Source organism: Mesorhizobium sp. CNPSo 4684, from assembly GCF_057784315.1.
This window is the reverse complement of the sequence record NZ_JBWLUX010000007.1, coordinates 188,421-214,222: the sequence shown is the minus strand read 5'-3', so window position 1 is coordinate 214,222 and position 25,802 is coordinate 188,421. Positions and strand designations below refer to the sequence as shown.

The window sequence follows — 25,802 nt, the reverse complement described above, 5'->3', positions numbered from 1 at the left end:
CGCGGATCTCGAACCTCTCGCAGGATAGACATAATCAACGGCACCGCGGCCTCCTCTGTAGCGAGAAAGCCTCTCAAGAATCCCTCTTTTCCTACTTGGCAAGAGCCAATCAACTTATCTGCGATTCCCCTGCCCTCAAGGGGGGAGATCAGCAGCGCCCCGAATTACTCACCGCCCCATAAACTGGCGTTTCAATCCCCTCCATCCGCGCCTTGATCTGCAGCGCCACATATTTCGAATAAAACCGCGACAGCGCCAGGTTGCCGCCGTGGAACCACAGCGCGTCCTGCGCTGTCGGCTTCCACATGTTGCGCAGCTCGCCCTGCCACGGGCCGGGATCGCCCTTGACGCCGGAGCCGAGGCCCCAGCATGGCCCGACCTTGTCGGCGACCTCGCGCGAGACGATCGCCGCCACCGTCTCGTTCATCGAATGATAGCCGGTGCACGAGATGATCGCATCGACCGCCAACTCGCTGCCGTCGTCGAAGGCAATGCCGGTCGGCGTCAGCGATTTGATGCCGACGCCGCTTTTCACCTTGATCTCGCCGTTGATGATCAACTCGCAGGCGCCGACATCGATGTAGTAGCCGGAGCCGGTGCGGTAGGCCTTCATCAACAGCCCGGTCTCGTCGTCGCCGAAATCGATGGCGAAGCCTGAAGCGCGCAGGCGGTCGTAGAACGCCGCGTCGCGTTCCTTGATCACCTCGTAGAGGTCCCGCTGGCCCTTGGGCACCAGCGCGAATGGCGTTGAGGCGACGATCATGTCGGCCTTGTCGGTGGTGATGCCGCGCGCCAGGGCCTTCTCGGAAAAGATTTCGAAACCGACTTCCATCAGCGTGTCGGACTTCACCACCGTCGTCGGCGAACGCTGGATCATGGTGACGTCGGCGCCGCTCTCCCAGAGGTCGACGCTGACGTCATGGCCGGAGCTTGCCGCGCCGATGACCGCGACCTTTTTGCCGCGGAATTTCTCGCCGCTCGCATACTGGCTGGAATGCAAGAGCTCGCCCTTGAAAGTCTCGGCGCCGGGCAGCGCGATCTTCCGTGGCGGACCGTAGGCGCCGGTGGCAAAGACGATGTGCTTCGGCTTCAGCGTGATGTGCCGGCCGACGCGGTCGACCACCACCGTCCACACCTTCTCGGCCTCGTCATAACTGGCGCTGACGCATTTGGTGGCGACCCAGTAATTGAGCTCCATCACCCTGGTATACATCTCCAGCCAGTCGCCCATCTTGTCCTTGGGCGTGAACACCGGCCAGTTCTCGGGGAACGGAATGTAGGGCAGATGGTCGTACCAGACCGGATCGTGCAGGACGAGCGAGCGGTAGCGGTTGCGCCAGGAATCGCCGGGGCGCGCATTCTTCTCGATGATGATGGTGGGCACGCCGAGCTGCCTCAGCCGCGCGCCGAGCATGATGCCGCCCTGGCCGCCGCCGACGACCAGGCAATAGGGCTGCTCGGCGGCGCCGAGGTCGCGCGTCTCGCGCGCCCGCGACTCCGCCCAGGTCTCCCGCGCCGGATCGGCCTTGTGACGAATACCGAGCGGCCGCGCCGGCCCCTTTTGTTCCTCGAACCCCTTGAGCTCGCGCATCGCCGTGAACAAGGTCCGGCAGCGGCCATCCCGAAGCCGCAAGATCCCTTCGCCACGCGCGACAGAGGTTTCGAACGTGAACCAGGCCTCGACAGTACCCTCGTCCGAGGTCGCCTCGCCGGAGAGGGTCCAGTGTGACGGCTTCACCGTCGCCAGCGTTGCCTGCAGCATGTCGCGGATGGCGTCGCGGCCTTCCATGGTCGTGATGTTCCAGGTGAAGGTCAGAAGATCGCGCCAGTAGCAGTCGTCGACGAACAGGTTGGCGGCCGCCTCGATGTCGTCTGCTTCCAGCGCCCGCGCAAGAGCGGAAAGCCATGTCGCCGCCTGTTTCGATGGGGCCATGTTAAGCATCTTTTCTTCCCTTGTTTTGCGCTCTCATTGTTTCGAAAGACGGCGCCGCCGCAAGGGGGCCGCGATATCAAGACATCGGTTTTTGAGCGACCCGGAATCGAGCCCGCTGGCGCGAAATCTTTATAGGAATTTTATATCTTTCCTCCGCGGCCCGTCTCGAACCTTTATGGCTGTCGGGTCCATATTCCATTCCGAGCAAAACGCTCCGACCGTCGTGACCGATCGAGGTACGGCGGGTCGTTCTCATGGAATTTCTGGCTCGCCAGCAGCCGGCGCCAAATAAAGCAGAAGCAAGGACCAACACAATGGACACTGTCGTCATCGGGATCGACGTTTTGTTTTTCGCACTTTCCCTTGCCTACATCAGAGCCTGCGACGCTCTTTAAGCGGAAAGATCACACCATGCTTGTCGATTACATCCTCGGTGGCGGCGTGACCTTGTTCCTGTTCGTCTACCTGACATACGCCCTCGTTCGCCCAGAACGCTTCTGACGCAAGGCACGGAAAGCTATTCTCATGACTCTCAACGGATGGATACAGATCCTCGTCTATTGCGGGATCGTCGTTTTGCTGGTGAAGCCGCTCGGCGGCTACATGTATCGCGTCTTCAACGGCGATCGCACCTTTCTCTCGCCCATACTTGGCCCGGTTGAACGCGGCCTTTATCGCATCTCGGGAACCAGTGAACGCGAGGAGCAGCACTGGACGACCTATTCGGCAGGCATCATCTTCTTCAGTCTCGCCAGCTTCCTGGTGCTGTACTTCCTGCAGCGCCTGCAAGGCGTACTGCCTTACAATCCGGCGGGCATAACCGCTGTCGAACCCAACCTCGCCTTCAACACCGCCGTCAGCTTCGTCACCAACACCAACTGGCAGAATTACGGCGGCGAAAGCGCGATGTCCTATCTCGTGCAGATGGCCGGCCTGACCGTGCAGAACTTCATGTCGGCGGCTGTCGGCGTCGCCATTGCGGTGGCGCTGATCCGCGGCTTCGCCCGGCACTCGGTCAAGTCGATCGGCAATTTCTGGGTCGATATGACCCGCTGCACGCTCTACATCTTGCTGCCGCTCTGCATCGTGCTCACCCTCGTCTATGTCAAGCTCGGCATACCGCAGACGCTCGGGCCATATGTCGACGCCACCACGCTGGAAAGCGCCAAGCAGACGCTGGCGCTCGGCCCCGTTGCCTCGCAGGTCGCCATCAAGATGCTCGGCACCAATGGCGGCGGCTTCTTCAACGCCAATGCCGCGCATCCCTTCGAAAACCCGGATGCTATCTCCAACCTGATCCAGATGGTGACGATCTTCGCGCTGGGCGCGGCGCTGACCAACGTCTTCGGTCGCATGGTCGGCAACCAGCGCCAGGGCTGGGCGATCCTGGCCACGATGGGTGTGCTGTTCATCGCCGGCATCGCCATCTGTTACTGGGCCGAAGCCGCAGGCAATCCGCTGGTTCACGCGCTTGGCATCGACGGCGGCAACATGGAAGGCAAGGAGAGCCGCTTCGGCATTGTCGCATCGGCGCTGTTCGCGGTCATCACCACGGCAGCAAGCTGCGGCGCCGTAAACGCCATGCATGACTCGTTCACGGCGCTCGGTGGCCTGATCCCGATGGTCAACATGCAGCTCGGCGAGGTCATCGTCGGCGGTGTCGGCGCCGGCTTCTACGGCATCATGATGTTCATCATCGTCGCCGTCTTCGTTGCCGGCCTGATGGTCGGCCGCACGCCGGAATATCTCGGCAAGAAGATCGAAGCCAAGGAGGTCAAGATGGCGATGCTCGCCATCCTGTGCCTGCCGCTGGCGATGCTGACCTTCACCGCCATCGCCGTGGTGCTGCCAAGCGCCGTGGCCTCGATGGCCAATGGCGGGCCGCACGGCTTCTCCGAGGTTCTCTATGCCTACACCTCGGCGGCTGCCAACAACGGCTCGGCCTTTGGCGGCCTTTCCGGCAACACGCCCTGGTACAACATCACGCTTGGCATCACCATGCTGATGGGCCGCTTCCTGGTCATCATCCCGGCGCTCGCCATTGCCGGCTCGCTGGTGGCGAAGAAGACGGTGCCTGCCTCGGCCGGCACCTTCCCGACCGATGGTCCGCTGTTCGTCGGCCTGCTCGTCGGCGTCATTCTGATCGTCGTCGGCCTGACCTTCTTCCCGGCACTGGCGATCGGACCGATCGTCGAGCACCTGGCTGCCATCAACGGGCAGACGTTCTGAGGCTGGTGATGTCCTGGTTCAACCTCAAGCGCAGGAAGGGCCGGCCGCGAGCCGGCACCGAGGGAGAGGAAACTCCCCCTCCCTTCCCCAGCGTGTCCACCTTCCTCGGCCTCGCGGCAGTCATGATCGTGATCTGGCTGCTGGCCTATGGGCCGCCGCATCTCTTTTAGGCATCCGACCACTCGGTGCCGCCCAACATTTCAGATACTGGAGCCACCAAATGAGCCAGTCCAAATCCGCTGTCATCATGGATGCCAGCATCCTGTGGCCCGCCATCGGCGGCGCCTTCAGGAAACTCGACCCGCGCACCCTAGTCAAGAACCCGGTGATGTTCGTCGTCGCCATCGTCTCTGCTCTGACCACGGTCCTCTTCGTCAGGGATCGCTTCACCGGTGGCGGCGATTTCGGCTTCACCCTGCAGATCATCATCTGGCTGTGGTTCACCGTGCTGTTCGCCAACTTCGCCGAAGCCGTTGCCGAAGGCCGCGGCAAGGCGCAGGCCGACTCGCTGCGCAAGGCGCGCACCGAGACGCAGGCCAAGCTGCTTGCCGGCGAGGACCGCTCCAAATTCAAGCTGGTGCCCGGCACCAGCCTGAAGGTCGGCGACATCGTGCTGGTCGAAGCCGGCGACATCATCCCGTCCGACGGCGAAGTGATCGAAGGCGTGGCTTCTGTCAACGAAGCGGCGATCACCGGCGAGTCCGCACCCGTCATCCGCGAATCCGGCGGCGACCGTTCGGCGGTCACCGGCGGCACGCAGGTGCTGTCCGACTGGATCCGCGTGCGCATATCAGCCGCTTCCGGCCACACCTTCCTCGACCGCATGATCTCGCTGGTCGAGGGCGCTGCCCGCCAGAAGACGCCCAACGAAATCGCGCTCAACATCCTGCTCGTCGGAATGACGCTGATCTTCGTGCTCGCCACCGCGACGATCCCGAGCTTTGCCTCCTATTCCGGCGGCTATATCTCGGTGACCGTGCTGGTCGCGCTGTTCGTCACCTTGATCCCGACCACCATCGGCGCCCTGCTGTCGGCCATCGGCATTGCCGGCATGAACCGTCTCGTGCGCTTCAACGTGCTGGCCATGTCCGGTCGTGCCGTGGAGGCCGCTGGCGACGTCGACACGCTGCTGCTCGACAAGACCGGCACCATCACGCTCGGCAACCGCCAGGCCACCGAATTCCGCCCGGTCAAAGGGGTAACCGAGCAGGAACTGGCCGATGCGGCGCAGCTCGCTTCGCTGGCCGACGAGACGCCGGAGGGACGCTCGATCGTCGTGCTGGCCAAGGAGAAATATGCCATCCGCGCCCGCGACATGGCGACCTTGCATGCGACCTTCGTGCCCTTCACCGCCCAGACCCGCATGAGCGGCGTCGACATCGATGGCTCGTCGGTGCGGAAGGGCGCCGTCGACTCGGTTCTCGCCTATGTCAACCAGTCGACATCGGCCACCCATGGCGTGCGCCCCGGCAGCGACACCGTCAAGGATCTCCAGACGATCGCCGATGAGATCGCCAAGTCGGGCGGCACACCGCTGGCGGTCGAGCGTGAGGGCCGCCTGCTCGGCGTCGTCCACCTCAAGGACATCGTCAAGGGCGGCATTCGCGAGCGTTTTGCCGAACTGCGCAAGATGGGCATCCGCACCGTGATGATCACCGGCGACAATCCGATGACGGCGGCAGCGATCGCGGCGGAAGCCGGCGTCGACGACTTCCTTGCCCAGGCAACGCCGGAGGACAAGCTGAAGCTGATCCGCGACGAACAGGCCAAGGGCAAACTTGTCGCCATGTGCGGCGACGGAACCAACGACGCACCCGCCCTTGCCCAGGCCGATGTCGGCGTCGCCATGAACACCGGCACGGTCGCCGCCCGCGAGGCCGGCAACATGGTCGACCTCGACTCTGACCCGACCAAGCTGATCGAGATCGTCGAGATCGGCAAGGCGCTGCTGATGACGCGCGGCTCGCTGACGACCTTCTCGATCGCCAACGACGTCGCCAAATACTTCGCGATCATCCCGGCGATGTTCGCCGTCTTCTACGTCGCGCCGGGGCAGACCACCGGACCGCTGCACGCGCTCAACATCATGCACCTGGCGACACCGCAAAGCGCCATCCTGTCGGCCATCATCTTCAACGCGCTGATCATCATCGCGCTGATCCCGCTGTCGCTGAAAGGCGTCAAATACCGCGCCATCGGCGCCGGCGCCCTGCTCAGCCGCAACCTGCTGGTCTACGGCCTCGGCGGGATCATCGTTCCCTTCGTCGGCATCAAGGCGATCGACATGATCGTCACCGGCCTCGGCCTCGCTTAAGGAAACACGTCCATGCTCACCCAGATACGACCCGCGATCATCATGATCGTCTTCTTCACCATCCTGACCGGCCTGGTCTATCCCCTGGGGATGACCGGCATCGCCCAGGCGCTGTTTCCGCACCAGGCCAATGGCAGCCTGATCGAGAAGGACGGCAAGGTCGTCGGCTCCGAACTGATCGGCCAGGGCTTTGCCGGCGACAGATATTTCCATGGCCGCCCTTCGGCTGCCGGCGACGGCTACAACGCCACCGCCTCGAGTGGCTCCAACCTCGGCCCGACCAACCCCAAGCTGATCGACCGCATCAAGGGTGACGCCGACAAGCTGAAGGCGGAGAATCCGAACCAGCCGGTGCCGATGGACCTGGTCACCACCTCCGGCAGCGGCCTCGATCCCGACATCAGCCCTGACGCCGCCTATTTCCAGGTCGCCAGGGTGGCCAAGGCCAGGGGCTTCGACGAAGCCAAGGTCAAGGCGCTTGTCGACAGCCATGTCGAAGGCCGCGAACTCGGCTTCCTCGGCGAGCCGGTCGTCAATGTGCTGGCGCTCAACCTGGCGCTGGACGATACCAAGTGAGAGACAGTCTTTGAAGCCTAGCGCCGGGATCGACAGCATCCCCGGCGCCGTTCATGATCGAGCCTGATGCCGGACGACAGAAGCAACGACAACAGACCCTCTCCGGACGCGCTGCTTGAACATGCGGAGCGGGAAGAGCGCGGCCGTCTGCGGATATTTCTCGGTGCCGCCCCCGGTGTCGGCAAGACCTACGAGATGCTGATGGCCGGCCGCGCCAGGCTTGCCGACGGCGTCGACGCGGTGATCGGCATCGTCGAAACCCACGGCCGCAAGGAAACCCTGGCGCTTGTCGAAGGCTACGAGGTCATCCCGCGCCAGAAGGTCAGCTACAAGGACCGCGTGCTGGACGAGATGGACATCGACGCCATCCTCGCCCGCCGTCCGGCGCTGGTGCTTGTCGACGAGCTTGCCCACACCAATGCGCCCGGCAGCCGCCACCCCAAGCGCTATCTCGACGTCCAGGAACTCCTGACCCGCGGCATCGACGTCTACACCACGCTCAACATCCAGCATGTCGAGAGCCTGAACGACGTCGTAGCGCAGATCACTCGTGTACGAGTGCGCGAGACGGTTCCCGACTCCATCATCGACCAGGCTGACGACATCGAGATCATCGATCTCACCCCCGACGACCTGATCAAGCGGTTGAAGGAAGGCAAGGTCTATTTCCCCAACACCGCCCAACGCGCGGTCGAAAACTATTTCTCATCAGGCAATCTGACGGCGCTTCGCGAACTGGCGCTGCGCCGCACCGCCCAGCGCGTCGATGAGCAGTTGCTCAACCACATGCAGTCGCATGCCATCCAGGGTCCGTGGGCGGCCGGCGAAAGGGTGCTTGTCTGCGTGGACTCGCGTCCGGGCGGAGCCTCCCGCATCCGCTATGCGCGCCGGCTGGCCGACCGGCTGCGCGCGCCCTGGACGGCACTCCACGTCGACACGCCGCGTTCGGCCACCATGTCCGAGGAGGACAAGGACCGGCTGGCGACGCTGCTGCGCCTGGCTGAGCAACTCGGCGCCGAGGTGACGACCATTCCGGGCCAGAACGTTGCCCAGGACATCGTCCGCCACGCGACGGCCAACAATTTTACCCACATCGTCGTCGGCAGGCCAACCCGGTCGCGCTGGCGCGAGCTGATCGAAGGCTCGCTCACCTACGATCTCATCCGCAATGCCGGCGACATCAGCGTCCATGTCATTTCGGGAACCGAGCGCGGCAACGAGGCGGTCTCGCGGAACGTCAAGGCAGCGGACGAGCAATGGCAGTTCGATGTCTGGCCCTATCTCAAGGCGACGGCCTTCGTTGCCGGCTCGCTCGGTTTTGCCGCCCTGCTCGACCAGTTTCTCGACGTCCGCAATCTTGCGATCATCTTTCTCATCGGCGTGCTGACATCGGCGGTGGCCGGTGGTCTGTGGCCGGCTCTATATGCCTGTGTGGCCAGCGCCCTTGCCTTCAACTATTTTTTCCTCGAGCCGCGCTACACGCTCACCATCCGGGATCCGGAGAGCATTGTCGCGCTCGCCGTCTTCCTTGTCGTTGCCGTCATCGCCAGCAATCTGACGGCGCGCGTGCAGCGCCAGGCGGTCGCTGCCCGCTCACGCGCCCGGGCGACGGAGGATATCTACCTCTTCTCCAAGAAGCTCGCCGGCGCCGGCACGCTTGACGACGTGCTGTGGGCCACCGCCTTCCAGATCGCCTCGATGCTGAAACTGCGCGTGGTGCTGCTTTTGCCTGAAGATGGCACGATCACCGTCAAGGCCGGCTATCCACCCGACGACACACTCGCCGAGGCCGACATCGCCGCCGCCCGCTGGGCCTGGGAGCACAACCGTGCCGCCGGCCGTGGCGCCGACACGCTGCCCGGCGCCAAGCGCCTCTATCTGCCCTTGCGGACAGGCCGCACCGCCATCGGCGTCGTAGGCCTCGACAACGACAAGCAAGGGCCGCTGCTGACGCCTGAGCAGCAGCGCCTGCTCGACGCGCTGGCCGACCAGGCGGCGGTCGCCATCGAGCGCATTCAGTTGGTCGCCGATGTCGACCGCGCCAATCTGGCGGCCGAGGCCGACCGGCTGCGCTCGGCGCTGCTGACCTCAATCTCCCATGATCTGAAGACGCCGCTTGCGGCCATCATGGGCGCGGCCGGCACGCTGCGGGAATACGCACCCTCATTGCCCGAGAGCGATCGAGCCGAGCTGCTGACCACCGTGCTCGACGAATCGGAGCGGCTGAACCGCTTCATCGCCAACCTGCTCGACATGACCAAGATCGAGTCCGGCGCCATGGAGCCGAATTTCGCTCCCCACTATGTTGGCGACATCGTCGGCTCGGCCTTGCAGCGGGCGCGCAAGATCATTGCCGGGCACAAGACCGAAGTCGATATTCCGGCCGATCTGCCGATGCTGAAGCTCGACCCCGTCCTGTTCGAGCAGGCGCTGTTCAATCTTCTCGACAATGCCGCAAAATACGCGCCGCCGGGGTCGACCATCCGCGTGCAGGGCTGGGTCGCCAATGGCTCCGTCGTGCTGCAGGTCATGGATGAAGGACCGGGCATTCCACCCGCCGACCTGGAGCGGATCTTCGACAGCTTCTACCGGGTGCGCAAACGCGACCAGGTCCAGGCCGGCACCGGGCTCGGCCTGTCGATCTGCCGCGGCTTCATCGAGGCGATGGGGGGCACGATCACGGCGGCGAACCGCAGCGACCGCACGGGCGCGGTCTTCACCATCCGCATGCCGAGGCCGGCACAATCGCCCGGCATCAGCGCGGACGGGCAAGCATCTGGTGATCTCGCATGACAAATTCCAACGTCAGCATACTGGTGGTCGATGACGAACCGCCGATCCGCAAACTGCTGCGCGTCGGCCTCGGCAGCCAGGGCTATGCGGTCAGCGAGGCGCCCAACGCCAGAGCCGCGATCGAGATCGTCGATACGCAAAAGCCGGAGCTGATCCTGCTCGATCTCGGCCTGCCCGGCATGGGCGGCCTCGATCTCTTGCGCAAATGGCGCGACGACGGGCTCGACGTCCCCGTGGTCATCCTGTCCAGCCGCACCGACGAGGCCGGCATCGTCGCCGCACTGGAACTGGGCGCCGACGATTACATCACCAAACCATTCGGCATGAACGAGCTGGTCGCCCGCATCCGCGTGGCGCTGCGCCACAAATTCCAGCAACAGGGCGAGAAGCCGGTCTTCCACACCGGCGATCTCAGCGTCGACCTGGTCAAGCGCATCGTCAAGGTCGAGGGCAAGGAGGTAAAACTCTCGCCGAAGGAATACGACATATTACGCATTCTCGTGCAGCACGCCGGCAAGGTTCTCACCCACCATTTCCTGTTGAAGCAGGTTTGGGGCGATTCGACCGACGTGCAGTATCTCCGGGTCTATGTCCGCCAGCTCAGGCAGAAGATCGAAAAGTCGCCCGACCAGCCACGCTACATCACCACCGAGACCGGCGTCGGGTATCGGCTGCGCGAGGTCGAGTGACCGGGCGCTCAGTCAGCTGACAATTCCGCCGTCCGGGCCAGCGCGCCGCCGAAACCGTTGAGCGGGATGGTGAAGCTCACCGCTTGCCCGGTGTCGGCCGCGAAGGCGTCGATCTTCAGCGTGGTACCGGCCTTGAGCAGCGGCGTGACACTGGCGTCGAATGTCACCGGCACCAGGCAGCCGACCGCTTGGCAAGTGTTGAACGGCAGGCTGCCATCCAGCTTCTGGTCGTCGATGGTCAGGCTGACGCCCTTGGCCAGCGCCAGGCCGAATGGCAGCGCCAGCGTTCCGGCCGCATCCTCGCCGCTCTTGCTCGACAGCTCTATTGCCAGCAGGCGCTGGTTGGTTTGCTTGTTGAACTGCTGATGCGACAGGCTGCAGGCCTTATTGGTCCCCGTTATCTGGCAATTGACCGTCCAGTCGCCATGGGTTTCGGACAGCGCCGACGCGCCGCCAGGCAGTGTCGGGCCAGTGGCAGCGGCGGCAGGTGCTGCCTTGTCGGTCTTGGTCTGCGCGGCGACCGCCGCCGGGCCAAGAATACAGACGCTGCCCAGTAGCGCTGCGAAATATACTTGCCTGCTTTTCATCAATATCTCCCGATTGTGCCTCGAGCCAGCCGCCATTGAGCTCAAGGACCGCGCCCGATAGAGCGTTCATTCGATCTTTTGTGTCAAGTGAGGGCAGGTCGCATCCGCCACGGGCTCCACCGATTTCGCAACCCATGGCAGATCGGGACGAACGCCCTATATAGAAGTGAGGCTATGTCTGTGCGGGAATGAACGAATGTCGACGCTTCGTTTATCGACAATTCTGATGTCGGCGATGCTGGCGGCGGTGACGCTGCCGGGCATGGTGCAATCTGCCTCGACGCAGGCCGTCAATCCCGCCACAAGCCGACTGATCCAGCAGAACGAGCTGCAGCAGTTGCGCAACAGCCTGCAACGGCAGCAATTCCAGCAACAGCAGCAGCAATATCGCGACCAGGACCGCCGGGTCGTGCCGCAGCCGCGCCCTGAAGTGCCGATCGTCAGGCAAGCTTGCCCGATTCAGATCGTCGGCAACCATATTGTGCGTGTTTGCCGTTGATATCGGTCGCTTGCGATTTACTTAGTCGACTTATCTAATACAAATGCTTCATTGCCTCGCGGGCATTTTTGGGGTTTGCAGGCGGCGTGCGGCGGCGCGCCCGTCGACCGGGTTTTCAGCAAATGGCGACGACGAAGAAAAAGGCGGTGCGCAAGGCAAGGCGAGGTGAGCGGATTCGCCAGGTCGCAGCCATACCCTTTCGCCTGGACGCTGACGGTAATTTCGAAGTGATGCTGGTGACGTCGCGCGCAACGAAGCGCTTCATCGTGCCTAAGGGCTGGCCGATGAAAGGCAAGAGCGGGCGCAAGGCCGCCACCATCGAAGCACGCGAAGAGGCGGGCGTGCTCGGCAAGACCCGCAAGGCGCCGGCCGGCAGCTATTCCTACTGGAAACGATTGGAAAACAGTTTCGTCCGCGTCGACGTCGTCGTCTACCTGCTCGAAGTGTCCGAGGAACTGGCCAACTGGCAAGAGGCCAAGAGCCGCCAGCGCGCCTGGCTCAAGCCGCAAGACGCGGCGTTGCTCATCGATGAGCCCGATCTTTCGACATTGATGGCAAACCTGGCGACCACGCAGCCAGCGGTGCCGGACCCGGCCTGAGCCTCACTTGCCGTCGTCTCCTTCAGCGGGAAACGGCCGCACGGGCGTGCCTGTATAGGCCCACAGCCATTCGCGCGGCAGCGGCCCTTTGTTGCGGTCGCTCTGCTGCGACTGCTCCCAGGCATGCGCCAGGATGCCGACCGAGCGCGACAACACGAACAGGCCGCGCGTCAGCGGCGGCGGAAAGCCGAGTTCGCCATAGATGACGGCGGTGGCGCCGTCGATGTTGAGCGGTATCTTCTTGCGCTTGCGCCGCGCCACCTCCGCCTCGACCGCCTCGGCGATGTCGGCGAAGCGTCCGCTGACGACGCCGCGCGCGGCAAAATCGCGGGTCACCTCGATCAGCCGCGGCGCGCGCGGATCGATCGGATGGAAGCGGTGGCCAAACCCCGGCACATAGCCCTCCTCCTCGGCGAAGAAGCGACCGAGCCGCGCCGAGACCGCCTCGTCCAGCGTCGCACCCGCGTCGAGCGCCACGGCAATGTCGCCATAGAAGGACAGCGCCTGTTCCCCGGCGCCGCCATGCACGTCGCCCAGCACGTTGACCGCCGAGGCCATGGCGCTGTTGATGCCGACGCCACAGGTGATGGCCATGCGGGCAATGGCGATCGACGGCGCCTGCGGCCCATGGTCGACTGCTGCCCCCAACGCAATGCCAAGCAGCGCCGCCTGCTCCTCGCTTGGCAGTTCGCCGCGCAGCATCAGCCAGATGACAGCCGGAAAGCTGACGCGGCCGATCAAATCCTGGATTTCATAGCCGCGTAGCCGGATGATGCCCGGGCTCATCTCGATGATGCCGGTCTGCCACCATTCCTCACCGCGCTCGCGGCCGGTCTTTTTTTCCCCCTCGCTCACGCGCTTCTCCTGGTGCGCGGCGGCAGGCTGGAAAAAACCTCGTCCATGTGTTCGCCGAGCTCAGGCGGCGGCAGGACCGGCAAGGGTGCCGCGCCATCGACCATGAAGCCGCCGCGCACGACGGTCAGCGGCTGGTCCATGCCGGGCAGTCCCTGGAAGCGGGTGGTCATGTCGCGCTCGGTCACCTGGCGCTCGCCCAGCACCTGCGGGATGGTCAGCACCCGGCCCGCCGGCACGCCGGCGCGGTTGAACTTTTCTTCCCAGGCGGCGGCCGAGGCGCTGGCCAGAGCCGTCTCGATCAGCGCCTTAAGCGCCGCGCGGTTCTGCTTGCGGGTCTCGCGTTCGGCAAAGCGCGGGTCCGATGCCAGCTCCGGCTGGCCGATCAGCCGGCAGAGCGTGACGAACTGCTCCTGCTTGTTGGCGGCGATGTTGAGCAGGCCGTCGCCGGTGCGGAATGCACCGGAGGGCGCCGCCGTCATGTTCTCGTTGCCCATTGGCTTTGGCTCGACCCCGGCCGTCAGGTAGTTGGACACCGGCCAGCCGAGCGCCGACAGCGTGCATTCGAGCATCGAGACATCGAGAAACGCGCCCTCGCCTGAGGTCTTCTGCTTCACAAGTGCTGCGGCAATGGCAAACGCCCCGACCTGTCCACCCAAAGTGTCGGCGACGGGATAACCGACCCGCAAGGGTGCGGTCTCCGGCGTGCCGGTGATGCTCATAATGCCGGAAAGCCCCTGGATGATCTGGTCGTAGGCTGGATTGTCGCGCATCGGCCCGGTCTGGCCGAACCCCGATATCGCGCAATAGACGAGACCGGGACGAACCTCTTTAAGCTTCTCATAGCCGAGCCCAAGGCGCTCCATCACGCCGGGGCGAAAATTCTCGACCAGCGCATCGGCCGAGGCGACCAGGTCGAGGAAACGCTCGCGATCCACCTCCTTCTTCAGATCGAGCATCACCGATCGTTTGCCGGCGTTCTGCGCCAGGAACGATGCGCCCATGCCGGCTTTGTTGAGCTCCGGCGAGGCGCCGAGTTGGCGCGCCAGATCGCCGCCTTGCGGCGCCTCGACCTTGATGACGTCGGCGCCGAGCAACGCCAGCTGGTAGGCGCAGTAAGGCCCGGCCAGCACATTGGTCAGGTCGAGAACACGGATGCCGGCAAGCAGATCGGTCATGATGCTCCAGTTCGCTCAGGCGTCGCCCGGCACATGCTCCGGTCCACGCCGGCGCCTATGCTCAATGAAGGCCCAGATATGCGGACCGGCCAGCCCGATGAAGGCGAGAATCAGCAGCACCAGCGACAGCTTGTGGGTGTAGAACACCGACCAGTCACCATTCGAGATCGTCATTGCCCGGCGGAACTGGGTTTCGGCGAGCGGCCCCAGGATCATGCCGATGATCACCGGCGCGGTCGGGAAATCGAAGCGCCGCATCAGGAAGCCCGCAGCTCCCAGCAGATACAGGATGACGAGGTCGATCGGCGATTGCGAGATGCCGTAAGTGCCGACGGTCGCGAACACCAGGATGCCGGCATAGAGCTGCGGCGCCGGAATTTTCAGCAGCCGCACCCACAGCCCGATCAGCGGCAGGTTGAGGATGACCAGGATGACGTTGGCGATGAACAGGCTGGCGATCAGGCCCCAGACCAGATCGGCCTGCGTCGTCAACAGCAGCGGTCCCGGATTGATGCCGTAGCTCTGGAAGGCCGACAGCATGATCGCGGCCGTTGCCGAGGTCGGCAGGCCGAGCGTCAGCATCGGCACCAGCACGCCGGCGGCCGAGGCATTGTTGGCGGCTTCCGGGCCGGCAACGCCTTCGATGGCGCCGACCGTGCCGAACTCCTCCTTGTGCTTCGACAGCTTCTTTTCGATGGCATAGGACAGGAAGGTCGGGATTTCGGCGCCGCCGGCCGGCATGGCGCCGATCGGGAAGCCGATGAAGGCGCCGCGCAGCCATGGCTTCCACGAGCGCCCCCATTCGGCTGCCGTCATGTAGAGCGAGCCCTTGAGCGGCACGATCTCGTCCTTGCCGGCATAGCGGCGCGAGGCCATGTAGAGAGTCTCGCCGACGGCAAACAGGCCGACCGCGGCAATGATGACATCGACGCCGTCGAGCAGTTCGTTCGTGCCGAAGGTGAAGCGCGGCTGTCCGGTCTGCAGGTCGACGCCGATCATGCCGATGACAAAGCCGAGGAACAGGCTGGTGAGGCCGCGCACCGACGACGAGCCAAGCACAGCTGACACCGTGATGAAGGCGAGCACCATCAGCGAGAAATATTCGGCCGGCCCGAAAGCCAGCGCGAACTTCACCACCACCGGCGCCAGGAAGGCAACGCCCAGCGTGCCGATGGTACCGGCGACGAAGGAGCCGATCGCCGAGGTCGCCAGTGCCGCGCCGCCACGGCCGGAACGGGCCATCCTGTTGCCTTCCAGCGCTGTGACGATGGTGGCGCTTTCGCCGGGCGTGTTGAGCAGGATCGACGTCGTCGAGCCGCCATACATGGCGCCGTAATAGATGCCGGCGAACAGGATGAAGGAGGCTTCCGGCGCCACCTGGTAGGTGATCGGCAAGAGCAGCGCGATGGTCAGCGCCGGCCCAAGGCCGGGCAGCACGCCGATGGCGGTGCCAAGCGTGGTGCCGACCAGGCACCACAGCAGATTCATCGGTGAGAAAGCGACAGAAAATCCGTGTCCGAGATGGCCGAGCGTTTCCATGGCTTCAGCCCCTCAACGTGGTGACGATCGCGTCGATCACCGTGTTCAGCTGGTTTTCGATGAAGCCGGCGCCGATGTTGACGCCGAGCGCCCTGGCAAAGCCGAAATAGGCGGCCAGCGCCAGGATCAGACCAGTCAGCGCATCGCGCAGCGTGTGCCTGCTGCCGAAGCCGTAACAGACAAGCACGAACATGATGACGGAGGCGGCGGTGAAGCCGAGCGGCTGGATCAGCACCAGATTTGCGACCAGGCCGGCAACGACGATGCCCATCGCCTTCCAGTCGGTCGGCGTTTCCTTTTCCTCCTGCGGCTGCCAGCCACCGCGCACCGCGGCAAGGATGAGCAGCAGCGAAAGCACGATCATGCCGGTCATGGTGATGTAGGGAAAGACGGTCGGCCCGACCTTGGAATAGAGCGGCGACACCGGGATCGCCAAGGTCTGCCACGCCACGGCCGCGGCACAGGCGAGAAGCCCGATGCCGATCAACAATTCGGGCGTGGCAAGGCGCGAGGGCGCCGGCTGCTGGTCGCTGCTGCTCATCAATGTCCTCCCAAAATGGCCGGCATCCTCCCGCCGGCCGCATCCGCAGTTTCACTCCCACCGCATGATATGTCCATGCCGCAGGCGAAAGTCGGAAAGGGGCGGCCCAAGTCTCCTTGGAGACGCCGCCCCCGGAGCAATTCCAGGAAAAGTGTGAAGCGGTCTCCCGTCCGGAATTGCGTTAAAACAAAAGTTAGAGCGGATCGCCGTTTCCATGAAACGGCGAACCGCTCCATAAGTGTTAGGCGAGGCCGAGATCCTTGAGGATCGCGGTGATGCGGGCGGTGTCGTCGGCGAGGAATTTGGCGTAGTCGTCGCCGGTCAGAAGGATGGGCGTCCAGTTGCGGTTCTTGCACTCGGTCGCCCAGGCGTCGCTCTTGGCCATGGTTTCAATCATCGTGACCATCGCCGCCTTGTCGGCATCGGACACGCCGGGCGGTGCAAAGACGCCGCGCCAGTTGAACAATTCGACATCGATGCCGGCTTCCTTCATGGTTGGTGCGTCGATGCCGTCCTGGCGCTTATCGGCGGAGATCGCCAGCAGCCGAAGCGCGCCTGCCTTGATCTGCTCGGAGAACTCGCCGAAGCCGGAAATGCCGGCAGCAACCTGGTTGCCGAGCAATGCCGACAGCGCCTCGCCGCCGCCGGCGAACGGTACGTAGGAAAGGTTGGTTGCCGGAACCCCGACCGTCTTGGCGATCAGTCCGAACAATATGTGGTCGGAGCCGCCGGCCGAGCCGCCAGCCACCGGAACCTTGGTCGGATCGGCTTTAAGCGCAGCAACGAAATCGCCGGCGGTCTTGAACGGCGAATCCGCCGGCACCACCAGCGCCTCGAACTCGCCGGTGAGGCGGGCGATCGGCGTCACTTCGGACAGGTTGTTGGCCGATTTGTTGGCGATGATGGCGCCGACCATGACCATGCCGGCCACCATCAGCGAGTTGCCCTTGCCCTTCCACTGGCTGATGAATTGCGGCAGGCCGACCGTACCGCCGGCGCCGCCGACATTCGTGATCTGCGAGCCGGAGATCAGTTTTTCACTGCGCAGCACCTGGTCGATGGTGCGCCCGGTCTGGTCCCAGCCGCCACCCGGAGCGGCCGGCACGAAAATCTGGATCTGTGGTGCATCCTGAGCGAAGGCGGGCGTCAAATGCGTTGCGACGAAACCGGCAGCGCCTGCGGCCGCGGTGCTCATCAAAAATCTGCGTCTGTTCAGCATGGGATTCCTCCAAATCACGACACCTCCTCCGGTGCCTGCCAGAAACGTAGCCTGAAAACAGACCCGCTCGGCAAAAATTCATGCCGATTTCGATACGTTCTGTCAACAGGAACGGCGTTCTACTAGACAGAACAAGAGATGTGCGGCACAATCGCTTGGTCGGCCTAGAGCAATTCCAGGAAAAATGTGATCGGTTTTCCCACAGGAATTGGGCAAAAACAAAGAGATAGAGTGGCTCGCTGTTTCCGTGAAACGCGAAACGCTCTAGTCCGAGCGAGTAAACTGGCATGAGACTGTCCGTGAGATGACCGAGGCGCGACCCCAGCCGTTACAGGCAGATGGCGTTGCCGCGCTCGATCGTGCGATCGCCATTCTCGACGCTTTCGCCACCACCGACCGCTCGCTCAGCCTGGCCGAAATCGCGGCACGGACCGGGCTCTACAAGAGCACCATATTGCGGCTGGCGAAATCGTTGCTGCGCGGGCAGTTGCTGGAGCGGCTCGACGATGGCCGCTACCGCATCGGGCCGGCCACCTTTCGGCTCGGCGCGCTCTACCAGCGCTCGGTGGTGGCGGTCGACATACTGTTGCCGATCATGCGCGATCTCGCCGAGCGCAGCTGGGAAAGCGTGGCGTTCTATGTCCGCTCGGGCGACGCCCGCACCTGCCTCTACCGCGTCGAATCCAAGCATCCGATCCGCCATACGATCCGAGAAGGCGACCTGCTTCCATTGCTTTCCGGCTCGGGCGGCCGCGTGCTGGCGGCGTTTTCAGGCCAGCAGGGCGAGCCATACGAGACCATCCGCCAAACCTGCTACTACCTGTCGATCGGCGACCGCGACCCGGAGACGGCGGGCGTGTCGGCGCCGGTGTTCGGACCTGGGCACGTTCTGCTCGGCGCCTTGACACTCGCCGGTCCATCGACGCGTGTCGATCCGGCCTTTCTGCGCCGCATGACGCCGGCTTTGCTGGAAGCAGCCGCCCGCGCCACCCGCGCTTTCGGGGAGGATGCCTCAGCCCTCGAACATGCAGGCGTGAAGGCAGGCAACCTCACCTAGTGGTTCTGGCCTGACATAAGAGTCCGGCTAGGGAAGGACGTGCGTCCGGGTCCCGTGGTCATCGCCGCAGCTTGGTTCCAGGTATCTACGCCTTGCTCGTGCGACCGCATATCGCGCAGTCCCCCAACATGCCATAATGGGTCAGAGGATGTCGCGAACCCGCTGCTCGCTCCCACCTTCAAAACCGCGATCGATGCCAACAAGGTTCAACGCGGAGGAACTTGCATCGAACGCACGCCGACGGAGGAAAACGAACCATGAAACATGGATCAACGGACGAACACACAATGAGGGTTGAAACTGCCGCTGGTCAGCGACCGATGAGTCGCCGCGATGCACTCAAGGCAGCAGGTCTGGCTGGAGCCGCCCTATCAACGGGTGCCGTGTCGGTTTGCGACGCCCTAGCGTCCGCCGACGCGATGGAAGACCTAGTTGCAGCCGCCAAAGCAGAAGGGCAGCTTACCGTCATCGCGTTGCCGCGCGACTGGGGCGCATACGGCGTCGTGATCGACAGGTTCAAGGCGAGATACGGTCTGACAATCAACGAACTCCGGCCCCATGCCAGCTCAGCCGATCAGATAGAAGCGGTCAAGGCAGGGCGAGGCAAGACCGCCCCCCAAACACCGGACATAGTCGACCTTGGCATGTCCTTCGCCTCATCGGCAAAGGAAGACGGCTTGTTGCAGCCGTACAAAGTGTCAACGTGGGACACGATCCCGGAAGCGGCCAAGGATGCACAAGGGTATTGGTATGGCGGCTTTTACGGAGTCCTTGCGTTCGAGATCAACGCTGACCTAGTCACCAAGATGCCTCGGGATTGGGCGGATCTTGCCGCGCCGGAGTATAGGAACTCGGTCGGCCTCGCCGGCAATATTTCTTCGAATCAAGCGGTCCAGAGCGTGTTCGCCGCAGGCTTGTCGGCGGCGGGCAATGTCGAAGAAGCCGCTGATCAGGGTCTGAAGTTCTTCGCCGATCTCTATGAGAAGGGCAATTTCGTTCCCATTATTGGCTCTGCCAACACGCTTGCTGACGGCCGCACGCCGATCCTCGTTCGCTGGGATTACCTCGCGCTGGGTGACCGCGAGCGCCTGAAAGGGACAACGAGGATCGAAGTCATCAGGCCAAGGACCGCCGTCGTTGCGGGTGTCTATGCCCAGGCGATCAGCGCCTATGCTCCGCATCCAAATGCTGCTCGGCTATGGATGGAGTATCTTTATTCAGACGAGGCGCAGCTCGCCTGGTTGAAAGGCCATTGCTATCCTATCGGGTTCGCGGACCTCGTGCGCAGTGGATCGGTCCCCATCGATTGGCGCGAAAGGCTCCGACATCTCGACCACGAGGGGTACGATGTCGACCCGATATTTCCGACCCTCAAGGACCAGGAGAGGGCGAGAGACATCATCACCAACGGCTGGGACGATCTCGTTGGTGTCGAGGTACGTTGCCAGCCTCCTGAGGGGTACCTCGGCCCGATGTCCTTCAACAACATGGAAGCACCGGTTCCTCAGCAGCCAATTTGAGGTCAGCGACGGCCTCGCGCCAATGCAACTTCACAAGGCGGCGATGCCGATCATTGCCGATGCCCAGCTTCATTGGCGCTGTTGAGCGACCTCGTGCGGTGGATCACCAAAGTGGGAAGGTCGGCGCGTGGCGCTAGTTGCTGGTTCGGATTGACGAGACCAGCGGTTGCCTTCCGCCCTTGGGAGACCTGCACGGCGGGTACCAAGCGTCTGATCTTATCCACTAGTGCGGCCAAGCTCCGCAACGCGATCAAGCATGTGCGGTTTGCGTGGTGTTTCCACCCGCTCTTGCAAGATCCCGATACCGAATGTATTCTTGTAATTTACTCGAATACAACCCAATTTTTGCGAAAGATTGTGCACCTGACTCCGCGCAAGCAAATTCTACAGAAATCGAACCAGTCCGAAAGCAAGTATCCGAAGAATTTATTTGCTGTTAATGCCGGTAGGCTAGTCAGTCAATCGTCGCCGGATATAGGCGACATCGGGAGAGGGCGTCGCTGGGTCGGCATCTGGTCGGCAGGCAATTCGCGAGGAGCCATGGCCATTTCCATGAGAGCTTGATGAGGCTGTCACCAACAGACACCAGTCCCCGTCTTCTTGGGCTGGTCTGGCCATTCATCCTCGTGGTTCTTGTCCAGGCCCTGGTTGCCAGCGGCAGCCTCTACACGCTCTCGGCGGTGCGCGCCTATGTCGGCGGCGAGAGCCACTGGTCCAAGGGACAGAAGCAGGCCATCTATTTTCTCAGTCTCTATGCCGAAACCGGCAAGGAAGAATTCTTCAACGAGTATCGCGGAGCCATCGCTGTTCCGCTCGCCGATCGTTCGGCTCGACTTGCCCTCGAGCAACCCGAACCCGATATCAGCGCCGCCCGCGCCGGCTTCCTGCAAGGCGGCAACCACCCCGACGATCTGACGGGATTGATCTGGCTGTTCCAGAACTTCCGCAAGGTGAGCTATCTCGACATTGCCATCCAGCATTGGACGGCCGCTGACAGCATGATTCTTGACATCGATCGGCTCGGCACCACGATCCACCAAGGATTCTTGGAAGGGGCAGTTTCGGCTGCGCAAATCAGCACCTGGAAAGCCCAAATCCATCAACTCAACCATCTGATCGGCCCCCTTTCCAAGGCCTTCTCCGACAGCCTCGGCGAGGGATCCCGTTTCATCAAGATGGTGCTGACGCTTGCCAACCTGGTTACAGCCTCCTTGCTCATCCTGCTCGCCGTGTGGCGCACCCGCAAACTGCTGACGCAGCGCCGGGCTTTCCAATCCGCCCTCAACGCCGAACGCGAGCGCGCCCAGATCACCCTCGCCTCGATCGGCCAGGCTGTCATCAGCACGCAAGCGGACGGACTGGTGGACTACATGAACCCCGTCGCCGAGCGGCTGCTGGCACACTCGCTCCACATGGCCAGGGGCAAGCCGATCGCCTCGCTGTTCCGCTTGCTGGACAAGGACACCGGCGTCGAGGAACTCGGGTTGGCGGAACGCCTGCTGGCTGGCGAGCCACGTCGCCCCAACGTCCGCCCGCAACTGCTGCAGCGCGCCGACGGCTCGGTCATTCCCGTGGCGCTGACCGGCGCGCCACTGCTCATTTCCGGCCATGTGGTTGGCGCAGTGCTGGCTTTCCACGACATGACTCGCGAGCAGGACTACATCGAGCGGCTCTCCTGGCAGGCCTCGCATGACGCGCTGACCGGACTTGCCAACCGCCACGACTTCGAAAGCCGGCTGGAGTCGGAAATCGCCGAATTGCGTCACAAGTCCCGCCAGCACGCGCTGATGTACCTGGATCTCGATCAGTTCAAGCTTGTCAACGATACGTGTGGTCATGCGGCCGGCGATCAGTTGCTGCGGCAGATTTCCGTTCTCCTCGGCAATGCGCTGCGGCCGGGCGACATGCTGGCGCGGCTGGGTGGCGACGAGTTCGGCGTTCTGCTGTTCGATTGCGGCCCGGATCTCGCTGTCGACATAGCCGAACGCCTGCGTGCAACGGTGCAGGACCTGCATTTCACCTGGGAGGCCAGGCCTTTCAACAGCAGCGTCAGCATCGGCATGGTTCAGATCACCAATGCCGAAATCACGCTTGAAGAGACCCTGCGGGCTGCGGATGTCGCCTGTTACATGGCCAAGGAAAAAGGCCGCAACCGGGTTCAGCTGCACAGCGACAGCGATGTCGCCTTGCGCGAACGCTTCGGCGAGATGGCCTGGGTTCAGCGCCTGCATGCCGCGCTGGAAGAAAACCGCTTTGCGCTTCATGCCCAGGAGATCTGGCCGCTGAACGAGGCGGCCGCAGAAGCCGGCGCGCATATCGAGATCCTGCTGCGGCTGACCGACGAGGACGGTCTCGTCGTCTCGCCCGCCAGCTTCATTCCGGCGGCCGAGCGCTATGGGTTGATGCCGTCGATCGACCGTTGGGTCGTGCGCAACGCCTTCGGCGTCCTGGCGGCGCGCCTCGCCGATCCAACGGCCTCTCCCATCACCACTTGTGCCATCAATCTTTCCGGCGCCAGCTTCGGCGACGAGACCTTCCTCGGCTTCCTGCGCGAGCAGTTTCTTGCCTATGGCATTCCGCCGAAAATGATTTGTCTGGAGATCACGGAGACCAGCGCCATCGCCGATCTCGCCAATGCCATGCGCTTCATTGCCGATCTGCGCGGCTTGGGCTGCCGCTTCGCCCTCGACGATTTCGGCTCCGGCATGTCGTCCTTCGCCTACCTGAAGCACCTGCCCGTCGACTATCTGAAAATCGACGGCAGCTTCGTCAAGGACATGCTGGAGGATCGGATCGACCGTGCCATGGTCGAGATGATCCATCATATCGGCAAGGTGATGGGCAAGCGCACCATTGCCGAATTCGTCGAAAGCGACGGCATCATCGCGGCACTGAAGACCATCGGCGTCGACTATGCGCAAGGCTATGCGATAGCCAGACCGCAACCTTTCAAGGCCTCCATGACGCTGCTGAATCCAGCGGGGCCGGCAAAGGGGAGGGACAAAGATCGTTGGAACGGCCTTGCGCGAAAATTGCGCAAGGCCGGATGACAAGAAAAGCCGTCGCCGGACTTCGTCAGTTCGCCTTGACCAGCACCACGCGCCGGTTCTTGGCGCGGCCGGTTTCGTCGTCATTGCTGGCGACGGGCGCCATCATGCCGGCGCCGGCGGCAGTCAGCCGCCCGCCGTCAATGCCGTATTTCGAGACAAGCACCGCCTTCACCGACTGCGCCCGCCGCGACGACAGGTCGATATTGTAGTCGAAAGCGCCCTGATTGTCGGTGTGGCCGACGACGATCACCGCCATGCCGGGTTCGTTGGTCAAAAGCGTCGAGATCTCCTTCAGCGTCGGCTCCGATTCCGGCTTGATGTCAGACTTGTCGGTGTCGAAGAAGATGCCGTAGAGCGAGATCGAGCCGGTGGTGGAGAGCGAATCCGCCATCTTGGCGGCCTCGACGACCACCATCTTCTTGTCGCGCGCCTTCGGCTCCAGCACTTGGACGACGGCGATGGTGCGGCCGTTGAGTTCCTTGCAGTAGAGGTCATCGATCAGCGAGTAGGCCTGCACAGTGACATAGGCGTCGCCGCCATCCTGCGGCACCTTGGCTGAGAAGAAGCGCTGGTCGTTGATGCCCGTGGTTACTGCACAGGCGCCATTGGAAAACGCCGCGTCCTTGATGTCGCTTTCATGGAAGAAATACATCATCAGGCTCATGTCGCCGCCACCGCCGCTCGACGACCGGTCGGCAGCGCCGCCGCACTCTTCCTTCTTGCATTCGAACAGGACTTCGCCGCCGGCGGCCTCTGTCACATCCTGATAGTTGCGCAGCACTTCGAGCGGCGAGCGCTCGGCCGGCAGCACATAGGCGATGCGGGTCAGCGCACCCTCGACCTCGGCCTTCTTGTCCGGTGCATAGATACGATTGTTCATCGCATCGCGCGCGTCCGCATCGGCACTCGGCTTCAGCGGCGACAGCGGCACGGTGAAATCGGTATAGGTGAATTTTTCGTAGGAGACGATGAACGACCCCTCATAACGCTTGGCCAGATGATTGTCGGCGGCACCCTCGATGTCGGCGGTCGGCACCGTCGCATCGGCGCCAGCCAGCCGCACGGTCGCAAAGATGAGCAGCCCGGCCCAGAAAAGCTTTGCAAGTATCGCATTGATCGTACGCATGGTCGGCCTCCCCCAAAGAGCAATTCCAGGAAAAGTGTGAGCGGTTTTCCCACAGGAATTGCGTCGCTAGATCAGGATGGCAATTTTTGCAGAACGAGGCAATTGCGTCGATGAAGTGCTTCACACCAGCCGCTCAAGCAGGATGGTCGGCCCATCGTGATAGGTGGTTTCCAGCACTTTGGTGTAGCCGCATTTTGCCGCGACGTTCAGCGAGCCGGTGTTTTCCGGATCGATGATGCAGACGGTTCTGGCGCTGGCAAAGGTTTCGTCGCCCCAGGCCAGCGCCCGCCTGACGACTTCGCTGGCAAAACCCTTGCCATGCGCCTGCGGCGCCAGCGCCCAGCCAGCTTCGGGGATGCCTTCGAGCGAAGGCTCGATATCGCGCTTCAGATCGTGAAACCCGGCCTCGCCGATGAAGCGGCCGCTGGCCTTGTCCTCGACCGCCCAGAAGCCGTAACCGAGTAGCGACCACAGGCCGGCGTGCCGCAGAAACCGCATCCAGCTTTCCTCGCGCGTCCGCGGCTTGCCGCTGATGAAGCGGGTGGTGACGGGACTGGCCCACATGACGGCATAGTCGTCAAAGTCATCGATCCGGTGCGCCCGCATGATGGTCCGCTCCGTTTCGAGAACCGGAACGCCGGCTGTTTTTGGACTGCCCATGAAACTCTGCCTCCGTTGACGTGGCAGCGCTTAGCAAACCAGCGCGCCCGGACAAGGGCCAGGCCGTATCATCGTACGGCCAGCGAAACCATCTCGATCAATCACAGCTTAGTTGTCAGGATGTGGCGTCAATGACACTGATGACTGGACCAGAAGCAGCTCGCCTCTGGGAATTCTGCCGAACGATGCTACCTTCCGCACCGGCCCGGCGAGGGCCGGTCTCGATACCGTCAATGGGAGGAGAGCGCCATGGACACCACCGATCTTGTGCTTGCCATTTTCCATCACCTGCTGGTGTTCTCGCTGGCCGGCATCATCGGCGCCGAATTTGTCCTGATCCGCGGCGACCTCTCCGCCGCCACGCTCAAACGGCTTGCCGGCATCGACCGCCACTATGGCATCATCGCCAGTCTGATCATCATCATCGGCATTGGCCGTGTCATCTATGGCCTGAAGGGCTGGGAGTTCTACGTCTACAACTGGATGTTCTGGGCCAAGATGGCGGCATTCGCTGTCGTCGGTCTGCTATCCATCGTGCCCACCATCCGCTTCATCTCCTGGAACCGGCAGGCCAGCGCCGGTCCCGGCTTCCAGGTGCCGGCGGCCGAACTCGCCTCGGTGAAGACCTATGTGCGCGCCGAAGCCTTCATCTTCCTGCTGATCCCGATCTTCGCGGCGGCCATGGCGCGCGGCTACGGTTATTGAAGCAACGGCCAACACGAAATCCCATCTCCGCCTGGCATACTCCCCACTGATCGCATGGTTGCGCACGACTGTATTTTGCAGTTTGCGTCACGCGACAATCTGTTAGCCTGCCAATGTTGCACTTCGCTGGCGGGTT

General features: G+C 63.1%; 22 protein-coding genes. 13 read left to right on the top strand and 9 right to left on the bottom strand.

Going from position 1 to position 25,802, the window contains the following annotated elements:
* Positions 1-148: 148 nt before the first annotated feature.
* Positions 149-1,942 (bottom strand): NAD(P)-binding domain-containing protein, encoded by a 1,794-nt coding sequence (locus AC04SG_RS08765; RefSeq protein ID WP_488550707.1) that lies wholly within the window; start codon positions 1,940-1,942, stop codon positions 149-151.
* Positions 1,943-2,344: 402 nt separating this feature from the next.
* Between AC04SG_RS08765 and AC04SG_RS08760 the strand changes: the two genes are divergently transcribed.
* The 7 genes from AC04SG_RS08760 to AC04SG_RS08730 all read left to right on the top strand — a co-directional run bounded on the left by AC04SG_RS08760 (position 2,345) and on the right by AC04SG_RS08730 (position 10,534).
* Positions 2,345-2,434, top strand: a complete 90-nt coding sequence (locus AC04SG_RS08760) for a K(+)-transporting ATPase subunit F (RefSeq protein ID WP_488550706.1) — start codon at positions 2,345-2,347, stop codon at positions 2,432-2,434.
* Between the two features lie 24 nt (positions 2,435-2,458).
* Positions 2,459-4,162 (top strand): potassium-transporting ATPase subunit KdpA, encoded by a 1,704-nt coding sequence (gene kdpA, locus AC04SG_RS08755; RefSeq protein WP_488550705.1) that lies wholly within the window; start codon positions 2,459-2,461, stop codon positions 4,160-4,162.
* Positions 4,163-4,170: 8 nt separating this feature from the next.
* A complete protein-coding gene (locus AC04SG_RS08750; RefSeq protein WP_488550704.1) occupies positions 4,171-4,332 on the top strand; it encodes a hypothetical protein in 162 nt (53 codons plus the stop codon).
* A 50-nt stretch (positions 4,333-4,382) separates the two neighbouring features.
* Positions 4,383-6,476 (top strand): potassium-transporting ATPase subunit KdpB, encoded by a 2,094-nt coding sequence (gene kdpB / locus AC04SG_RS08745; protein ID WP_488550703.1) that lies wholly within the window; start codon positions 4,383-4,385, stop codon positions 6,474-6,476.
* A 12-nt stretch (positions 6,477-6,488) separates the two neighbouring features.
* Positions 6,489-7,052, top strand: a complete 564-nt coding sequence (gene kdpC / locus AC04SG_RS08740; RefSeq protein ID WP_488550702.1) for a potassium-transporting ATPase subunit KdpC — start codon at positions 6,489-6,491, stop codon at positions 7,050-7,052.
* Positions 7,053-7,118: 66 nt separating this feature from the next.
* Positions 7,119-9,845, top strand: a complete 2,727-nt coding sequence (locus tag AC04SG_RS08735; protein ID WP_488550701.1) for a DUF4118 domain-containing protein — start codon at positions 7,119-7,121, stop codon at positions 9,843-9,845.
* Positions 9,842-10,534, top strand: a complete 693-nt coding sequence (locus AC04SG_RS08730; RefSeq protein ID WP_488550700.1) for a response regulator transcription factor — start codon at positions 9,842-9,844, stop codon at positions 10,532-10,534. The genes AC04SG_RS08735 and AC04SG_RS08730 overlap by 4 nt, the downstream gene beginning before the upstream one ends.
* Positions 10,535-10,542: 8 nt before the next feature.
* On the opposite strand, the gene AC04SG_RS08725 is transcribed toward AC04SG_RS08730, so the two are convergent.
* Positions 10,543-11,121 carry an invasion associated locus B family protein gene (locus AC04SG_RS08725; protein ID WP_488550699.1) on the bottom strand — a complete coding sequence of 193 codons (579 nt, stop codon included), beginning with the start codon at positions 11,119-11,121 and terminating at the stop codon, positions 10,543-10,545.
* A gap of 196 nt (positions 11,122-11,317) precedes the next feature.
* Here AC04SG_RS08725 and AC04SG_RS08720 point away from each other — a divergent pair, with 196 nt between their 5' ends.
* Together AC04SG_RS08720 and AC04SG_RS08715 are read left to right on the top strand one after the other, a co-directional pair.
* A complete protein-coding gene (locus AC04SG_RS08720) occupies positions 11,318-11,620 on the top strand; it encodes a hypothetical protein (protein ID WP_488550698.1) in 303 nt (100 codons plus the stop codon).
* A gap of 122 nt (positions 11,621-11,742) precedes the next feature.
* Positions 11,743-12,219, top strand: a complete 477-nt coding sequence (locus AC04SG_RS08715) for an NUDIX hydrolase (RefSeq protein WP_488550697.1) — start codon at positions 11,743-11,745, stop codon at positions 12,217-12,219.
* 3 nt (positions 12,220-12,222) lie between these two features.
* On the opposite strand, the gene AC04SG_RS08710 is transcribed toward AC04SG_RS08715, so the two are convergent.
* The 5 genes from AC04SG_RS08710 to AC04SG_RS08690 all read right to left on the bottom strand — a co-directional run bounded on the left by AC04SG_RS08710 (position 12,223) and on the right by AC04SG_RS08690 (position 17,548).
* Positions 12,223-13,074, bottom strand: a complete 852-nt coding sequence (locus AC04SG_RS08710; RefSeq protein ID WP_488550696.1) for a citryl-CoA lyase — start codon at positions 13,072-13,074, stop codon at positions 12,223-12,225.
* Positions 13,071-14,249 carry a CaiB/BaiF CoA transferase family protein gene (locus AC04SG_RS08705; RefSeq protein ID WP_488550695.1) on the bottom strand — a complete coding sequence of 393 codons (1,179 nt, stop codon included), beginning with the start codon at positions 14,247-14,249 and terminating at the stop codon, positions 13,071-13,073. The genes AC04SG_RS08710 and AC04SG_RS08705 overlap by 4 nt, the downstream gene beginning before the upstream one ends.
* A 15-nt stretch (positions 14,250-14,264) precedes the next feature.
* Positions 14,265-15,788 (bottom strand): tripartite tricarboxylate transporter permease, encoded by a 1,524-nt coding sequence (locus tag AC04SG_RS08700; RefSeq protein ID WP_352585767.1) that lies wholly within the window; start codon positions 15,786-15,788, stop codon positions 14,265-14,267.
* A gap of 4 nt (positions 15,789-15,792) precedes the next feature.
* Positions 15,793-16,329: a tripartite tricarboxylate transporter TctB family protein gene (locus tag AC04SG_RS08695; RefSeq protein WP_488550694.1), complete on the bottom strand. Its 537-nt coding sequence runs from the start codon at positions 16,327-16,329 to the stop codon at positions 15,793-15,795.
* 241 nt (positions 16,330-16,570) lie between these two features.
* The gene (locus AC04SG_RS08690) at positions 16,571-17,548 is read right to left on the bottom strand and encodes a Bug family tripartite tricarboxylate transporter substrate binding protein (RefSeq protein WP_142869019.1); all 978 of its coding nucleotides are present in this window, start codon (positions 17,546-17,548) and stop codon (positions 16,571-16,573) included.
* A 304-nt stretch (positions 17,549-17,852) separates the two neighbouring features.
* Between AC04SG_RS08690 and AC04SG_RS08685 the strand changes: the two genes are divergently transcribed.
* The 3 genes from AC04SG_RS08685 (at position 17,853) to AC04SG_RS08675 (ending at position 23,175) form a co-directional block, all read left to right on the top strand.
* Complete coding sequence (locus AC04SG_RS08685; protein ID WP_488550693.1) at positions 17,853-18,605, top strand: IclR family transcriptional regulator; 753 nt, start codon at positions 17,853-17,855, stop codon at positions 18,603-18,605.
* A 320-nt stretch (positions 18,606-18,925) separates the two neighbouring features.
* Positions 18,926-20,125, top strand: a complete 1,200-nt coding sequence (locus AC04SG_RS08680) for an ABC transporter substrate-binding protein (RefSeq protein ID WP_488550710.1) — start codon at positions 18,926-18,928, stop codon at positions 20,123-20,125.
* 563 nt (positions 20,126-20,688) lie between these two features.
* Positions 20,689-23,175, top strand: a complete 2,487-nt coding sequence (locus AC04SG_RS08675; protein WP_488550692.1) for an EAL domain-containing protein — start codon at positions 20,689-20,691, stop codon at positions 23,173-23,175.
* A gap of 25 nt (positions 23,176-23,200) precedes the next feature.
* Here the strand turns inward: AC04SG_RS08675 and AC04SG_RS08670 are convergent, their stop codons facing one another.
* Both AC04SG_RS08670 and AC04SG_RS08665 read right to left on the bottom strand, forming a co-directional pair.
* Positions 23,201-24,301, bottom strand: a complete 1,101-nt coding sequence (locus tag AC04SG_RS08670) for an OmpA family protein (RefSeq protein WP_488550691.1) — start codon at positions 24,299-24,301, stop codon at positions 23,201-23,203.
* 120 nt (positions 24,302-24,421) lie between these two features.
* Positions 24,422-24,961, bottom strand: a complete 540-nt coding sequence (locus tag AC04SG_RS08665) for a GNAT family N-acetyltransferase (RefSeq protein ID WP_488550690.1) — start codon at positions 24,959-24,961, stop codon at positions 24,422-24,424.
* A gap of 249 nt (positions 24,962-25,210) precedes the next feature.
* On the opposite strand from AC04SG_RS08665, the gene AC04SG_RS08660 reads away from it, so the two are divergent.
* Positions 25,211-25,666, top strand: a complete 456-nt coding sequence (locus tag AC04SG_RS08660) for a DUF2214 family protein (protein ID WP_192259140.1) — start codon at positions 25,211-25,213, stop codon at positions 25,664-25,666.
* Positions 25,667-25,802: the final 136 nt, after the last annotated feature.

Excerpts from the sequence above, each read along its gene's own strand:
- AC04SG_RS08720 (WP_488550698.1), top strand. The coding sequence starts at position 11,318 with ATGTCGACGCTTCGTTTATCGACAATTCTGATGTCGGCGATGCTGGCG.
- kdpC (WP_488550702.1), top strand. The coding sequence starts at position 6,489 with ATGCTCACCCAGATACGACCCGCGATCATCATGATCGTCTTCTTCACC.
- AC04SG_RS08685 (WP_488550693.1), top strand. The coding sequence starts at position 17,853 with ATGACCGAGGCGCGACCCCAGCCGTTACAGGCAGATGGCGTTGCCGCG.
- AC04SG_RS08695 (WP_488550694.1), bottom strand. The coding sequence starts at position 16,329 with ATGAGCAGCAGCGACCAGCAGCCGGCGCCCTCGCGCCTTGCCACGCCC.
- AC04SG_RS08730 (WP_488550700.1), top strand. The coding sequence starts at position 9,842 with ATGACAAATTCCAACGTCAGCATACTGGTGGTCGATGACGAACCGCCG.
- AC04SG_RS08760 (WP_488550706.1), top strand. The coding sequence starts at position 2,345 with ATGCTTGTCGATTACATCCTCGGTGGCGGCGTGACCTTGTTCCTGTTC.
- AC04SG_RS08715 (WP_488550697.1), top strand. The coding sequence starts at position 11,743 with ATGGCGACGACGAAGAAAAAGGCGGTGCGCAAGGCAAGGCGAGGTGAG.
- AC04SG_RS08680 (WP_488550710.1), top strand. The coding sequence starts at position 18,926 with ATGAGTCGCCGCGATGCACTCAAGGCAGCAGGTCTGGCTGGAGCCGCC.
- AC04SG_RS08705 (WP_488550695.1), bottom strand. The coding sequence starts at position 14,249 with ATGACCGATCTGCTTGCCGGCATCCGTGTTCTCGACCTGACCAATGTG.
- AC04SG_RS08670 (WP_488550691.1), bottom strand. The coding sequence starts at position 24,301 with ATGCGTACGATCAATGCGATACTTGCAAAGCTTTTCTGGGCCGGGCTG.
- AC04SG_RS08690 (WP_142869019.1), bottom strand. The coding sequence starts at position 17,548 with ATGCTGAACAGACGCAGATTTTTGATGAGCACCGCGGCCGCAGGCGCT.
- AC04SG_RS08665 (WP_488550690.1), bottom strand. The coding sequence starts at position 24,961 with ATGGGCAGTCCAAAAACAGCCGGCGTTCCGGTTCTCGAAACGGAGCGG.
- AC04SG_RS08735 (WP_488550701.1), top strand. The coding sequence starts at position 7,119 with ATGCCGGACGACAGAAGCAACGACAACAGACCCTCTCCGGACGCGCTG.
- kdpA (WP_488550705.1), top strand. The coding sequence starts at position 2,459 with ATGACTCTCAACGGATGGATACAGATCCTCGTCTATTGCGGGATCGTC.
- kdpB (WP_488550703.1), top strand. The coding sequence starts at position 4,383 with ATGAGCCAGTCCAAATCCGCTGTCATCATGGATGCCAGCATCCTGTGG.
- AC04SG_RS08765 (WP_488550707.1), bottom strand. The coding sequence starts at position 1,942 with ATGCTTAACATGGCCCCATCGAAACAGGCGGCGACATGGCTTTCCGCT.
- AC04SG_RS08750 (WP_488550704.1), top strand. The coding sequence starts at position 4,171 with ATGTCCTGGTTCAACCTCAAGCGCAGGAAGGGCCGGCCGCGAGCCGGC.
- AC04SG_RS08700 (WP_352585767.1), bottom strand. The coding sequence starts at position 15,788 with ATGGAAACGCTCGGCCATCTCGGACACGGATTTTCTGTCGCTTTCTCA.
- AC04SG_RS08675 (WP_488550692.1), top strand. The coding sequence starts at position 20,689 with ATGAGGCTGTCACCAACAGACACCAGTCCCCGTCTTCTTGGGCTGGTC.
- AC04SG_RS08725 (WP_488550699.1), bottom strand. The coding sequence starts at position 11,121 with ATGAAAAGCAGGCAAGTATATTTCGCAGCGCTACTGGGCAGCGTCTGT.
- AC04SG_RS08660 (WP_192259140.1), top strand. The coding sequence starts at position 25,211 with ATGGACACCACCGATCTTGTGCTTGCCATTTTCCATCACCTGCTGGTG.